Below are 12,277 nucleotides of genomic sequence, written 5' to 3'. Positions count from 1 at the left end.
ATCAGGGATACAGGCCTCGCTCCTGGCGAGCCATCAGGATGCGTTCGCAGGCCACCGCGTAAGTTGCGGTGCGCAGCGTGATCTTGTGCTTGTCGGCCGTGTCCCAGATGTGGTTGAGCGCGTTCATCATGATGCGGTCGAGGCGCACGTTGATCTCGTCCTCGTCCCAGAAGAAGGACGAGAAGTCCTGCACCCATTCGAAGTAGCTGACCGTCACGCCGCCGGCGTTGCAGATCACGTCGGGCACCACCAGCACGCCGCGCTCGGCGAGGATGTCGTCGGCCTGCGGCACGGTGGGGCCGTTGGCGCCTTCGAGCACGAGCTTGGCGGTGGTCTTCTGCGCGCGTTCGGCGGTGAGCTGGCCTTCGAGGGCGGCCGGAATCAGGATGTCGCAGGGCGTGTTCCAGAAGTCCTCGTTCGGCACGATGTCGCCGCCGGCCTTGAAGCCGACCACGCCGTCGGTGCGCGAGATGGGCACGAGCTTGGCGAGGTCGAGGCCGTTGCTGTTGACGATGGTGCCGGTGTGGTCCTGCACGGCGACAATCTTGGCGCCGGCGTCGGCGAAGAGTTCGGCCGCAACGGAGCCCACGTTGCCGAAGCCCTGCACTGCGATGCGCGCGCCGCGCAGGTCCATGCCGAGGCGGCGCGCGGCTTCGCGGCCGGTGACGAACACGCCGCGGCCGGTGGCCTTCACGCGGCCCAGCGAGCCGCCCAGGTGCAGGGGCTTTCCGGTGACGACGCCGGTGGCGGTGCCGCCGACGTTCATCGAGTAGGTGTCCATCATCCACGCCATGATCTGCGCGTTGGTGTTGACGTCGGGCGCGGGGATGTCGGTGTGCGGGCCGATGATGATGCCGATCTCGCTGGTGTAGCGGCGGGTGACTTTCTCGAGCTCCTGCAGCGAGAGTTTCTTCGGGTCGACGCGGATGCCGCCCTTGGCGCCGCCGTACGGCAGGTTCACGGCGGCCGTCTTGATGGTCATCCAGGCCGACAGGGCCATCACTTCTTCGAGCGTGACGTCGGGATGGAAGCGGATGCCGCCCTTGCCCGGGCCGCGGCTCATGTTGTGCTGCACGCGGTAGCCCTCGAAGTGGGCGATGGTGCCGTCGTCCATCTCGATGGGCACGTCGACGATGAGCGCGCGCTTGGGGCGCTTGAGGGTTTCGACCCAGCGGGCCAGCGGGCCGAGGTACGGCACGACGCGGTCGACCTGCGAGAGATAGGTGCCCCACGGGCTGTTGGCTGTAGGACTGACGAAGGAGAGTTGTTCGCTCATATGAGTTCCCTTGCTTGGTTTGTTAGGGTGGCCGCAACGATAGACCTCCGCCGCGCGTTGCGCCATGGCTTATGCGCGCCGCGGAGGCGGTTATGCAAGAGAGGTTGGCTGGCCTGCCGGGTCGACATTGCGCCGATGTAATCGCGGCGTGCGGAGGTTGACCGGCTCGCTTCCTAGATTGGCATGGTCGCGCCATCCCGGCGACGACGGACAACCAGGAGATACCGACCATGCCGCACCGCAAGATTCTTGTTTCTTCCTCCCTTCTCGCCGCCGCGCTGATTCCGCTGGCAGCGTCCGCCGCGGGCGAATACCACTTCGCCCCCACCGAGGCCGGCGTGACGCGCTTCCCTGATCACGCGAAGCAGGATCCGTCGCGCGACAGGGTCGTGGCAGAGCTGGCAACGGCGCAGAAGCAGCCCGCCTGGAACAACGTGAGCCGCGGCGCGCCCTGGCCTGCCGCGCGCACCGGCCAGCCCGCCACGCGCGAAGCGGTGGAGGCCGAGGCCATCAAGGCGATGCGGGCGGGAACGATCCCCTCGGGCGAGCGATAGGCATGCGCCACATCCGTAGATGACAGAAACGTCATCGACGGGTTATCGACCCAGCAGATCCGCTTCGTAGAGTTGGCTTCACCAACCAAGGCAAACCAACCGACGTCACACATCAAGGAGTAACGAATGAGCAAGCAAGCTTCCGCCACCCGTCTGATCGGCACCGCCGCCCTCGCCGCCCTGCTGGGCACGATCGCCGCGCCGAGCTTCGCCGGCAACTACGCCGAGGGCGATCCGCGTCCCGCGCCGCTGGTCTCCTCGACCACGCGCGCCGCCGTGACCGCCGACGCGGTGCAGTGGCTGAAGACCGCGCCCACGCAGGGCTACACCAGCGGCTACGAGCAGCAGGCGGTGGTGGTGTCGGCCAACTCCCGCGCCGCAGTGGCTGCCGACACGCAGCTGTGGATCCGCTCGGGCCTGGCGGCCAGGCAGAGCGGCGAAGCCGGTGCCGACACGATGAGGCCCGGCTACCGCGAGGCCGCCGCCGAGTACGCACGACTGCGCGCGAGCCCTGCCTACAGCGCGCTCGTCGACCAACTGAAGAACCAGCAAGCGGCCGCGCAACCGCAGACCCAGCTCCGCTGACGGGGACGGAATGCCTCGGCCTCCCCCCGCTCCTTGGGTAAGCGAGGGTAGGCCGGCGGCAGTTCCTTGGTTCTATCTCCTATAGCCTGCCTCCATAACCCGCATCTTTTGCCACGAATCGATGCCCGAGCCGGATAATCCTCCGATGCTCGACCTGGACCGCATCGATCTGCGTCTGCTGAAGATCCTTCAGGAAGACGGCCGCATCACCAACCTCAAGCTCGCCGAGGCGGTGGCGCTTTCGCCCACGGCCGTGCTGGCGCGGGTGCAGCGGCTCACGCGCGACGGGTTCATCCAGGGCTACGAGGCACGGCTCGATCCGCACAAGCTGGGCCGCGGCTTCACCGTCTTCGTCGAGGTGCTGCTGGACCGCACCACGCCCAACGTGTTCGACCAGTTCAAGGCCGCCGTGCAGGTGCGCGACGAGATCATGGAATGCCACATGGTCGCCGGCGGCTTCGACTACCTGCTCAAGACCCGCATGGCCGACATGGCCGCCTACCGCGAGTTCGCGGGCACCGTGCTGTGGCAACTGCCCGGCGTGCGCGAGACGCGGACCTATGCGGTGATGGAGGAAGTGAAGAACAGCGCGCGGCTGCCGCTGGGGGTCTGAGACGGGCCCGTCAGGCCGGCTTGGCGTAGTTGCGGCCGCCGAAGATTGCCGTGCCTACCCGCACCATCGTGCTGCCGGCGCTGATGGCGGCTTCGAGATCGCCGCTCATGCCCAGCGAGAGTGTGTCGAGCGCGATGCCCGCGTCGCGGATCGACTGGTACACCGCATGCGCGCGCAGGCACAGTTCGCGCTGCGCTTCGAAGCCGGTCGCCGGCTCGGGAATCGCCATCAGCCCGCGCAGCCGAAGTTGTGGCAAAGCCGCCACAGCGCGGGCCAGCGCGAGCACCTCTTCCGGCGGCACGCCGGACTTGTTCGCGCCGCCGTCCACATTAACCTGAAGGCATACATTCAGCGGCGGCAGATGCGCCGGCCGCTGGGCCGAAAGACGCTCGGCGATCTTCAATCTGTCGATGCTGTGGACCCAGTCGAAGTGCTCGGCCACGGGCCGCGTCTTGTTGCTCTGGAGCGGCCCGATGCAGTGCCATTCGAGGGAAGAACGCAGGTCCGCGAGCGCTTCGATCTTGTCCAGCCCCTCCTGCACGTAGTTCTCGCCGAAGGCCGACTGGCCCGCCGCATGCGCCTCGCGCACCGCATCGGGGCCGAAGGTCTTGGACACCGCCAGAAGGCGCACTCCGGCCGGGTCGCGGCCGGCCGTTACACATGCCTTCGCGATCCGGTTGTTTACTTGCTGGAGGTCGTCGCCAATCATCGTCATAATCGTCCAAAATCGTATCAAAACGTCACGAAACCCGAGCCGAGGAGCCCCGTGGACATCACCCAACTGCTGGCGTTCAGCGTCAAGAACAAAGCCTCCGACCTGCACCTTTCCGCGGGCCTGCCGCCCATGATCCGCGTCAACGGCGACGTGCGCCGCATCAACGTCGACGCGCTCGACCACAAGGGCGTGCACGCCATGGTGTACGACATCATGAGCGACACGCACCGCAAGCACTACGAAGAGTTCCTGGAGGTCGACTTCTCCTTCGAGATCGACGGCCTCGCGCGCTTCCGCGTGAACGCCTTCAACCAGGCACGCGGCGCCGCCGCGGTGTTCCGGACCATTCCGTCCAAGATCCTCACGCTCGAGCAGCTGAACGCGCCGAAGATTTTCGGTGAACTGGCGCTCAAGCCGCGCGGGCTGGTGCTGGTGACGGGCCCCACGGGCTCGGGCAAGTCGACCACGCTGGCGGCCATGATCAACTACCTCAACGAGAACGAGTACGGCCACATCCTCACGGTGGAAGACCCGATCGAATTCGTGCACGAGTCGAAGAAGTGCCTGATCAACCAGCGCGAGGTGGGGCCGATGACGCTGTCGTTCTCCAACGCCCTGCGCTCCGCGCTGCGCGAAGACCCCGACGCCATCCTGGTGGGCGAGCTGCGCGACCTCGAAACCATCCGCCTGGCCATGACCGCCGCGGAAACGGGCCACCTGGTGTTCGGCACGCTGCACACCTCCTCGGCCGCCAAGACCATCGACCGGATCATCGACGTGTTCCCGGGCGAAGAGAAGGAAATGATCCGCGCCATGCTGTCGGAGTCGCTGCAGGCCGTGATCTCGCAGACGCTGTGCAAGACAAAGGACGGCCAGAGCCGCGTGGCGGCGCACGAGATCATGCTGGGCACACCGGCCATCCGCAACCTGATCCGCGAGGCCAAGGTGGCGCAGATGTACTCCACCATCCAGACCGGCCAGGGCTCGGGCATGCAGACGCTGGACCAGAACCTGACGGAACTGGTGCGCCGCAATACCATCTCGGCAGCGGAAGCCCGCGGGAAAGCCAAGATCCCCGAGAACTTCCCCGGCTGACCCCAGGCCCTCCCGGAGCAAAGACATCATGGAACGCGATCAAGCCAGCCAGTTCATCAACGACCTGCTCAAGCTCATGGTGAGCCGCAACGGCAGCGACCTGTTCATCACCGCCGACTTCCCGCCGGCCATCAAGGTCGACGGCAAGGTCACCAAGGTTTCGCAGCAGGCGCTGGGCGCGCCGCACACGCTGGCGCTGACCCGCTCGATCATGAACGACCGCCAGACGGCGGAGTTCGAGCGCACCAAGGAATGCAACTTCGCGATCTCGCCCACCGGCATCGGCCGCTTCCGCGTGAACGCGTTCGTGCAGCAGGGCAAGGTCGGCATGGTGCTGCGGACCATTCCCGCCAAGCTGCCGACCATCGACGGCCTGGGCATGCCGCAGGTGCTGAAGGACGTGTCGATGACCAAGCGCGGCCTGTGCATCCTGGTGGGCGCCACGGGCTCGGGCAAGTCGACCACGCTGGCGGCGATGATCGACTGGCGCAACGAGAACTCCTACGGCCACATCGTGACGGTGGAAGACCCGGTCGAATTCGTGCATCCGCACAAGAACTGCGTGGTGACGCAGCGCGAAGTGGGCATCGACACCGACAGCTGGGAAGCCGCGCTGAAAAACACGCTGCGCCAGGCGCCGGACGTCATTCTGATGGGCGAAATCCGCGACCGCGAAACCATGGAGCACGCCGTGGCTTTCGCCGAAACGGGCCACCTGTGCATGGCCACGCTGCACGCCAACAGCGCCAACCAGGCGCTGGACCGGATCATCAACTTCTTCCCCGAAGAACGCCGCGCGCAGCTGCTGATGGACCTGTCGCTGAACCTGCGCTCGCTGGTTTCGCAACGGCTGGTGCCGACGGAAGACGGCCTGGGCCGCGTGGCCGCGGTGGAAGTGCTGCTGAACACGCCGCTGATTTCCGACCTGATCTTCAAGGGCGAGGTGGGCGAGATCAAGGAAATCATGCGCAAGAGCCGCAACCTGGGCATGCAGACCTTCGACCAGGCGCTGTTCGACCTGTTCGAGAGCCACTCGATCAGCTTCGAGGACGCCATCCGCAACGCCGACTCGGCCAACGACCTGCGGCTGCAGATCAAGCTCAACAGCCAGCGCGCGCGCAGCACCGACCTGGCGGCGGGCACGGAGCACTTCGCGATCGTCTGAGGCCGCGGGAGGCCGGCCTCCGCCGCGCGGCGCCTGCGGCGGAATGGCCTTAAGCTGTCGCCCCATGAGCAGCATCAACCCCCGCACCTACGAATCCATCCCCGCGCGGACCGTGGCCTTCATCGGCCTCGGCGTCATGGGCGGCCCGATGGCCGGCCACCTGGCCAGGGCCGGCCACAGCGTCACGGTCTACAACCGCACCGCCGCCAAGGCGCAGGCCTGGGCCGAGGAATTCGGCCCGCCCGGCCGCCACGCCGCTACCCCGCGCGAAGCGGCCGCCGGCGCCGACATCGTGTTCTGCTGCGTAGGCAACGACGACGACCTGCGCTCGGTGGTGCTGGGCGACGACGGCGCCTTCGCCGGCATGAAGAAGGGCGCGGCGCTGGTCGACCACACCACCGCCTCGGCCGATGTGGCGCGCGAGCTCTCCAAGGCAGCGCAGGCGCTGGGCCTGCACTTCATCGACGCCCCCGTCTCGGGTGGCCAGGCCGGCGCGCAGAACGGCGCGCTCACCGTGATGTGCGGCGGCGACGCGGCGGTCTTCGAGCGCATCAAGCCGGTGGCCATGGCGTTCTCGCGTGCGGTCACGCTGCTCGGCGAGAGCGGTGCCGGCCAGCTCGCGAAGATGGTGAACCAGATCGCCATCGCGGGGCTGGTGCAGGGCCTGTCGGAAGCCATCGCCTTTGGCCAGCGCGCCGGTCTCGACATGGAGGCCGTGCTGGGCGTCATCAGCAAGGGCGCAGCCCAGAGCTGGCAAATGGAGAACCGCGGCAAGACCATGATCGAAGGCAAGTTCGACTACGGCTTCGCGGTCGACTGGATGCGCAAGGACCTGGGCCTGGTGCTCGACGAAGCCAAGCGCAACGGCGCGCGCGTGCCGGTGACGGCGCTGGTCGACCAGTTCTACGCCGACGTGCAGCAGGCCGGTGGCCGGCGCTGGGACACCTCGAGCCTCATCACGCGGCTCAAGTGACGCAATGAAGAAAGCCCGCATCAGCGGGCTTTCCTGTCTTGGCGTGCCGGATCTTCAGCGCACCGGCGAGGTCGTCACGCCGTTCGAGGAAGGCGCCGGCGTCGACGAGCCCGCGGGTGGCAACGGCTCCATCGGCGGCAGCGGCACGCGCGAGGTGGAAGACGACGAGGGCGCGGACGGCGTTGCCGAAGTCACCGGCGCCGGCCCCGTGCCACCGCGCTGCGCGGCAGCCTGATTCGCCGCCTGGCTGGCCGCCAGATCGGCTTCGCTCACGACCTCGACCACGCGCACCACCTTCACCACGCCCGACACGCCGCGCGTGATCTCGGTCGCGCGATCGGTCTCGCGCCGCGTGGCGATGCCCATCAGGTAGACCACGCCGCGTTCGGTCACCACCTTGAAGGAGTTCGCGAAGATGTCCTTGGCGTCGAGCAGCGAGGCCTTCACCTTGCCGGTGATGTAGAGGTCGTTCGAGCGGTCCTGGAAGGTGCTGGAGGAACCGACGGTCAGCTCGTTGACCACCGAGCGAACGTTCACGATGCGGCTCACCTCGTCTTCGACGCGGCGGCGGTCGGCATCGCTGCCCACGGCGCCGGTCAGCAGCACCTGGCGGTTGTAGCTGGTCACGCTCACGTACATCTGGTCGTTGGCGATATCGCGCACGCGGGCGGCGGCACGCAGTTCGATGCCCTGGTCGTCCAGCTGGGCGCCCGAGCTGCGGCGGTCGGTGGCCACCATGCCCACGCCCACCACGGCCGCGCCGCCCACGACGAGCGGCACGCAGGCGGAGAGGCCGGCAACCATTGCGGCGCCCAGTGTCAGGGCGAGAGCGAAACGCTGGGTCGATGTCGTCGTCATGGTCGTCAAGGTCATGAGGAAGCTTCCTGTTCTCCGAGTAACTGGGCGTCCACGCCGTCGCACAGGCAATGCAGCGCGATCTGGTGGATCTCGTGGATGCGCGCCGCACGCTCGTGCGGCACGCTGATCTGGACGTCGGTCTCGCGCAGCGCGCGGCCGATGGCGCCGCCGGCGCCCGATGCCGCGTTGCCCAGCAGCGCGACCACGGTCATGTCGCGCTCGTGCGCCGCGGTCACCGCCGCCAGCACCGGGGCCGACTGGCCACTGACGCTCAACGCGAGCAGCACGTCGCCGGCCTGGCCGAGCGCGCGCACCTGGCGGGCGAAGCGGTCGGCGTCAGCCGCGTCGGCACTGTCGGCGGCGGGGTCGGTGGCATCGCCGGGCAGCGCGATGGCGCCGAGCTCGGGCCGCTCGCGTTCGAAGCGGCCCACGAACTGCGCGGCGAACTGGGCCGCCAGCAGGCCCGACACGCCTGCGCCGCAGGCGAGCACCTTGCCGCCGCTGGTCACGCAGGCGAGGATGGCCTGCATCGCTTGGGAGATGGGTTTGCTGAGGACCGGCCCGGTCTGGTACTTGAGGTCGGCACTGTCGATGAAGTGCTGCTGAATCCGTTGCTCGAGCATGGGGCGGGATGATAACTGGGGGCTGTGAAACAAGACGTTCGAGATGTGGAGCACTCATCGAGGCTTCAGTTCCTCGAACTGTTCGTCAACCGGCGTCGAAGGCCGCCCGCAGCCACGTGATCTTCTCTTCGACCAGCACCACGTCGAAGCGGCACGGCGGCACCGTGCGCAGCCGGCTCAGGTAGTGCTGCGCGGCGAACACGATGCGCCGCTGCTTCAGCCCCGTGATGCTGCCACCCGCGCCGCCGTGCGTGCCGGAACTGCGATGGCGCACCTCCACGAACACCAGCGTGCCCGTGGGCGACGGGCGCGGATCGCGCATGATCAGGTCGATCTCGCCGCCGCCGCGCCCGGGCGTCCGATAATTGCGGGCGAGCAGCACGAGGCCCGCGTCCCGCAGGTGGTCGAGCGCGGCGTCTTCCGCCGCATCGCCCCGATGCTTCGTTGTGGTGTCGGTCTTCATGGCCCTCCCTGGCCGGCTCTCGAGAGTCTTCTTTTTCCTGCTGCCTGTTCGTTCCGACGGAGAAACCCCTTGGCTTCACTCGCTCCCGCCTCTTTCGGCGCAGCCCTCGCGGCAGCTCATGACGCCGCGGGTGCGCAGCATTATCCGCAGGGCACGCTCTACGTCGTCGCCACGCCCATCGGCAACCTGGCCGACATCACGCTGCGCGCCCTGCACGTGCTGCAGTTGGTCGATGCCGTCGCCTGCGAGGACACCCGCCACACGCAGAGCCTGCTGCGCGCCTACGGCATCGACCGGCCCGGCTCGCAGCTGCTGGCGGTGCATCAGCACAACGAGGCCGAGGCGGCGCAGGCGGTCGTCGCTCGGCTCGCGCAGGGCGAGCGTATCGCCTACGTCAGCGACGCCGGCACGCCCGGCGTGAGCGACCCCGGCGCGCGGCTCGCGGCCGCGGTGCGCGCCGCCGGACAACGCGTGCTGCCGCTACCGGGCGCAAGCAGCGTGACCACGCTGGTCGGCGCGGCGGGGCTGGTGGCCGAGGGCGGCCACGACGGCAACGCCAGCAGCGCTTTCGTCTTCGCGGGCTTCCTGCCGAGCAAGGCCGGCGAGCGCGATGCGGCCGTGCAGGCGCTGTCGCAGGAACCGCGCGCGGTCGTGCTGCTGGAGGCACCGCACCGCATCGAGAATCTCGCGCGCGCCCTGGCCACACTGGGCGACCGCCGCGTCACCGTGGGCCGCGAGCTCACCAAGCAGTTCGAGGAAATCGCCACCGTCGCCGCGGATGCCCTGCCCGACTGGTTCGCCACCGACCGCGACCGCACGCGCGGCGAGTTCGCGCTGGTGCTGCACCCCGTGGCCGTGAGCGGTGACGGCGGGGCCGAAGGCGAGCGCGTGCTGCGCCTGCTTCTGGCGGAGCTGCCCGTGAAGACGGCCGTGAAGCTGGCGGCGGAGATCAGCGGCGCCCCGCGCAATACGCTGTATGACGCCGCGCTGCGCATCCGCGACGAGGCGGAGCAGAACTAGCCGTCCAGTTCGGCATAACGCCTGAAGATGCCATCTTCGTTGAACGCGATACGGCGCGGACTCTGCAGATAGTCATGCACGCGCTGACGTCGCTTGACGTTGGCATGCAGCCTCTCCACCGCGGGCGTGGCGGAGAGTGCCCGCGCCGAAGCCTTCGGAAACGCGTAGCGCAAACCGTCCACAAGCTGGAACAGCGACAGGTCGGCGTAGGTCAGCGTGTCGCCCACCAGATGCTGGCTGCCCGCGGGATTGCGCTGCAGCACGCGCTCGAACCAGCCGAGGAACTTCGGGATGCGCTCCTCGCGAAAGGCCTTCGCGCGCTGCACGGCCGCGTCGCGCTGGTCTTCGTAATAGGCGCCGACCGAGATCGGATGGTGCGTGTCGTGCGCCTCGGCCACCGCATCGGCGATGGTGAGCTGCAACTGGTGCGTCCAAAGCCCGTCCGATTCGCCGACGCCCGACAGGCCGAGCCTGGGGCCCAGATACAGCAGGATCGCGGCCGTCTGCCCGACCACGATGTCGCCATCGACGAGGAACGGCGGCGCGAAGGCAGGGCGCGCGGCCTCCGGGTCGTCCAGCCGCTCACCCAGAGCGGATCCGCCACCGCCCTCGCCCTCGGGCAAGCGCGCCACGTCGACGTAGTCCGCGCCGGCAGCTTCGAGCGCGAGCCGGACGAATTCACCTCGGCCCTGGATAGTGGGCCAGTAATGGAGTTGGTAGGGCATGCGGGAGATGGTGGCATGGGTGTGGCGATCCCCGCAATAGCATGAAGCGCAAGATACCCATTCATGGAAGCTCCGCAAATCCAAGGTCTCAACGGGCGAGCAAAAGGATGAACCTAAGGCGCACGCGTAACGGGCGGCAGGAGCACGCAGAACGCATCTTCAATATCTCGGGCGGATGGTGACGCGTCACCCGGCCTCATCTCAAAAGTCTTGATCTTTTTCCTGCCGGTTACGAAATTCATCATTTTCGGACCATTCTTTTTGGAGTACACAATGACTCCATCCAGACCTTCGTCGATCTCTCTATCGGCGTCCCTGAAAGACTTCAAAAATCGATTCAAGTACTGAAGAGATTTTCGATCTTTTTCGATAAACACTTTTCTAATCAACTCATCAGTTATTCCGGGGGGACGCTTTTCCATGTAGAGCACCGACCCCCATTCATGCCAGGAAACACCGCACTCAGCATCGACCCTTCCTGACTCCACAAAATCCTTGACCATCTTATTGATCAACTCCCGGCTCGGGCTTTCATCCAAATTCACCCAGACAACGAGTCTATCGTCTCTGTATCCGGCGAAGGATTGCGAGGAAGACCCCCAGAGAAGGAAAGCAGCCAAAAACGAAACGAACAGTTTATTAAAACCAAACATCGACCACCCTTTCAAGAAATATCTTCACTCAAACCTCCCTTCTTTCCCCCAGGCTTTTCCGGAGGAATTCCCAAGATTAAATTCAGCGACACAACATTTTCCTCGTTCAACCCGGGTTCTACCAGATCCTTTTTCGATTGCTCATAGTAAGCAATGGGGATGAAATATTTCAAATAACTCGAGCTTCCGGATTTTCTTATTTCCGCTTTTCCATTTTTATTTCTCACCATTACCTGAGTTCGTAAATTTTTGGCAAAAGCAGAAAATCTGATCTGACTCCGCTGATTGCCTCCAAGAAGGATCAAGTCCTCGTCACCGCTTTTTGCATAGACAAACCCGACGTGCCGGCCATGCCCCTGTCTCGATGTGACCATGGCGATGGCGCCATAGATCGGCCTATCCAATTCAACGAACAAGGGATTTCTGACTTTGGGCGGTGTCTTCTCCGATTTCTCTTTTGGCCCGTCGACTTCATAAAACCCATGCGCGCGTGCTTTCGCCACCTTGCGATTGGGATAGCCAAGGTTTTCAATTGGATATTTCGCCTGCATCAGGCACCAGTTCACAAACGCGGCGCACCACGCATTGCTGGGGCCGTCCATGGCCTTGAGTCCGTCGTCCACCTCGACGTGGTAATTGATCTTGTCTTGGAGCGTGATTTCGAGTTCGCCCCGCCTGAGCTTCGCTTCCGCAATCGCGACGGGCATCCAAGGAGCCCGCCCCGGGACCGGATTGATCAGCGCCAGAACCTTCCCTTCGCCTTCCTTCGACCGCTCCGAGTCCGATGGCCTGATTCCGGATGGAGCGGGAGGCGGCGAAGGAGAGACCACTTTTGGCCTCAACAGCGCTGCCGGGCTTGGCGGCGCACTCGCAGCCGGTGGCTTGGCGGCGGCCATGCCGGGAGGAGGAGCAGTTGAAGGCCCGTGACCCGACTTGGTCTTGCCGCTCCCCGCAATCAA

The 12,277-nt window shown here is 66.1% G+C and carries 15 protein-coding genes; 7 read left to right on the top strand and 8 right to left on the bottom strand.

Annotated features, from left to right (window positions below):
• Position 1: 1 nt before the first annotated feature.
• Entirely contained in the window at positions 2-1,276 is a 1,275-nt protein-coding gene (locus tag EJP67_RS32245) for a Glu/Leu/Phe/Val family dehydrogenase (protein ID WP_126025786.1), read from the bottom strand.
• A gap of 230 nt (positions 1,277-1,506) precedes the next feature.
• On the opposite strand from EJP67_RS32245, the gene EJP67_RS32240 reads away from it, so the two are divergent.
• The 3 genes from EJP67_RS32240 (at position 1,507) to EJP67_RS32230 (ending at position 3,028) form a co-directional block, all read left to right on the top strand.
• The gene (locus tag EJP67_RS32240) at positions 1,507-1,830 is read left to right on the top strand and encodes a DUF4148 domain-containing protein (RefSeq protein ID WP_126025785.1); all 324 of its coding nucleotides are present in this window, start codon (positions 1,507-1,509) and stop codon (positions 1,828-1,830) included.
• 126 nt (positions 1,831-1,956) lie between these two features.
• Positions 1,957-2,415 (top strand): hypothetical protein, encoded by a 459-nt coding sequence (locus EJP67_RS32235; protein ID WP_126025784.1) that lies wholly within the window; start codon positions 1,957-1,959, stop codon positions 2,413-2,415.
• A 145-nt stretch (positions 2,416-2,560) separates the two neighbouring features.
• Complete coding sequence (locus EJP67_RS32230) at positions 2,561-3,028, top strand: Lrp/AsnC ligand binding domain-containing protein (protein ID WP_019657564.1); 468 nt, start codon at positions 2,561-2,563, stop codon at positions 3,026-3,028.
• 10 nt (positions 3,029-3,038) lie between these two features.
• Here EJP67_RS32230 and EJP67_RS32225 read toward each other — a convergent pair whose 3' ends face one another.
• A complete protein-coding gene (locus EJP67_RS32225) occupies positions 3,039-3,743 on the bottom strand; it encodes a YggS family pyridoxal phosphate-dependent enzyme (protein WP_126025838.1) in 705 nt (234 codons plus the stop codon).
• A 51-nt stretch (positions 3,744-3,794) separates the two neighbouring features.
• Between EJP67_RS32225 and EJP67_RS32220 the strand changes: the two genes are divergently transcribed.
• The 3 genes from EJP67_RS32220 (at position 3,795) to EJP67_RS32210 (ending at position 6,976) form a co-directional block, all read left to right on the top strand.
• Complete coding sequence (locus tag EJP67_RS32220; protein ID WP_126025783.1) at positions 3,795-4,838, top strand: type IV pilus twitching motility protein PilT; 1,044 nt, start codon at positions 3,795-3,797, stop codon at positions 4,836-4,838.
• A gap of 28 nt (positions 4,839-4,866) precedes the next feature.
• Positions 4,867-6,003 (top strand): PilT/PilU family type 4a pilus ATPase, encoded by a 1,137-nt coding sequence (locus EJP67_RS32215; RefSeq protein WP_126025782.1) that lies wholly within the window; start codon positions 4,867-4,869, stop codon positions 6,001-6,003.
• Between the two features lie 64 nt (positions 6,004-6,067).
• Entirely contained in the window at positions 6,068-6,976 is a 909-nt protein-coding gene (locus EJP67_RS32210; RefSeq protein WP_126025781.1) for an NAD(P)-dependent oxidoreductase, read from the top strand.
• Between the two features lie 54 nt (positions 6,977-7,030).
• Here the strand turns inward: EJP67_RS32210 and EJP67_RS32205 are convergent, their stop codons facing one another.
• The 3 genes from EJP67_RS32205 to EJP67_RS32195 form a co-directional block, all read right to left on the bottom strand.
• On the bottom strand, positions 7,031-7,849 hold the full coding sequence (locus EJP67_RS32205) for a BON domain-containing protein (protein ID WP_126025780.1): 819 nt from the start codon (positions 7,847-7,849) through the stop codon (positions 7,031-7,033).
• Positions 7,846-8,457, bottom strand: coding sequence for an SIS domain-containing protein (locus EJP67_RS32200; RefSeq protein WP_126025779.1), 612 nt, complete (start codon positions 8,455-8,457; stop codon positions 7,846-7,848). The genes EJP67_RS32205 and EJP67_RS32200 overlap by 4 nt, the downstream gene beginning before the upstream one ends.
• Positions 8,458-8,542: 85 nt before the next feature.
• Positions 8,543-8,920, bottom strand: coding sequence for a YraN family protein (locus EJP67_RS32195; protein WP_126025778.1), 378 nt, complete (start codon positions 8,918-8,920; stop codon positions 8,543-8,545).
• Between the two features lie 69 nt (positions 8,921-8,989).
• Between EJP67_RS32195 and rsmI the strand changes: the two genes are divergently transcribed.
• Positions 8,990-9,940: a 16S rRNA (cytidine(1402)-2'-O)-methyltransferase gene (rsmI, locus tag EJP67_RS32190; protein WP_126025777.1), complete on the top strand. Its 951-nt coding sequence runs from the start codon at positions 8,990-8,992 to the stop codon at positions 9,938-9,940.
• Here the strand turns inward: rsmI and EJP67_RS32185 are convergent.
• The 3 genes from EJP67_RS32185 to EJP67_RS32175 form a co-directional block, all read right to left on the bottom strand.
• On the bottom strand, positions 9,937-10,665 hold the full coding sequence (locus tag EJP67_RS32185) for a glutathione S-transferase (RefSeq protein ID WP_126025776.1): 729 nt from the start codon (positions 10,663-10,665) through the stop codon (positions 9,937-9,939). The two genes, rsmI and EJP67_RS32185, sit on opposite strands and share 4 nt — an antisense overlap.
• 113 nt (positions 10,666-10,778) lie before the next feature.
• Positions 10,779-11,333 (bottom strand): hypothetical protein, encoded by a 555-nt coding sequence (locus EJP67_RS32180; RefSeq protein WP_126025775.1) that lies wholly within the window; start codon positions 11,331-11,333, stop codon positions 10,779-10,781.
• Positions 11,330-12,277: C40 family peptidase (locus EJP67_RS32175; RefSeq protein ID WP_476718483.1), on the bottom strand; the 948-nt coding region annotated here is incomplete at its 5' end. The genes EJP67_RS32175 and EJP67_RS32180, both read right to left, overlap by 4 nt.

It is taken from the genome of Variovorax guangxiensis, from assembly GCF_003952165.1.
Classification (GTDB): domain Bacteria; phylum Pseudomonadota; class Gammaproteobacteria; order Burkholderiales; family Burkholderiaceae_C; genus Variovorax; species Variovorax guangxiensis.
This window is presented reverse-complemented; position numbering and strand designations above follow the sequence as displayed.